1 protein-coding gene is annotated in these 1,020 nt (G+C 36.0%); it reads left to right on the top strand.

Annotated elements, in window-relative coordinates; translation table 11 throughout:
• Positions 1 to 540: 540 nt before the first annotated feature.
• Positions 541 to 882 (top strand): hypothetical protein, encoded by a 342-nt coding sequence (locus EAI80_RS13190; RefSeq protein WP_129982395.1) that lies wholly within the window; start codon positions 541 to 543, stop codon positions 880 to 882.
• The last annotated feature ends 138 nt before the right edge of the window (positions 883 to 1,020 follow it).

Below are 1,020 nucleotides of genomic sequence, written 5' to 3'. Positions count from 1 at the left end.
ATCCCAATTTTTATTATTCTATTCATAGGTAACCCTCCTTATTTGTTTGCGGTAATCCCACAATACTATGAATTTTTATTTCTACTCAAAGTATAATGGTAAATCCACGATTGAACAATTAAGGAGAGTTACTTTTTTTGTTTCCTCCTCGTCATTTCATATTGTCTATAGGGGCATAAATGTCTTCACTTTCATAAAGATTAGGGAAGAACAGCTTTCCTAATTCCGTATCTGAATAACACTCTAATTTTGCAGTATCAAATTCTAATTCCTCCTTTCTTCGTTTTACTTTCGATGAGGTGTGCTTGCTTATGTGGTATTGCTTGGAAATGGTATTAAGAGAAATTCCCTGATCCATTAGCTGCAGGCACAGTCTCAGATTGAATTTTACGGCCATAATTTTTCGGCTCCTTTCATAATATTAGAGACATTGTCTCCAATATCATGATAGTACAAAAAGACCACCCATGAGGTGGTGCAGTTGTATATATTCTGATTTTTAGACTAGTGGTGCAGTTGGTGATATAGGTGGTGCACTTTATGCGATTGGCGGTGCTGTTCCTTGCGAATAATCAGCAACCATCTATAGAGGAAATCAATCGTACTCTTGCAGTACTTTCAACTAGAACTATCGATAGTGGCCACTGCATTAGATTCAAGGATAAATTTTATTTTCCTGTGACCGAAAATGGAGACAGAAGATATTTTTCAGGAAAGACTAAATGCATGGTCATAGAGACATTCGATGGACAGCTTCTGGCAAATGTCGATGATAAACTTTATCTGATGGAAGAAGTAGCTGAACATGAACTAGTATCAAAGGAATTTGATGCTCCTGAGGAGCACCTAAGAAAGAAAAGAAAAAGTATATTCCTCCAATGAATCATCCATGGAGAAAAGCCAGCTTTGCGGATTATGCTGCAAAACAAAAGCACCGTTGTGGCAATGTCATTAAGTTAATAATGCTAGAATTTAAGTCAGATGATATATCAGCAGATATATTATTCTGACTTTTATTTT

Origin of the sequence: Catenibacterium sp. co_0103, from assembly GCF_004168205.1 — a bacterium.
Classification (GTDB): Bacteria; Bacillota_I; Bacilli_A; order Erysipelotrichales; family Coprobacillaceae; genus Catenibacterium; species Catenibacterium mitsuoka_A.
Note: the sequence above shows the minus strand (reverse complement) of the source record. Positions and strands in the feature narration are given on the sequence as shown.

Excerpts from the sequence above, each read along its gene's own strand:
- EAI80_RS13190 (WP_129982395.1), top strand. The coding sequence starts at position 541 with ATGCGATTGGCGGTGCTGTTCCTTGCGAATAATCAGCAACCATCTATA.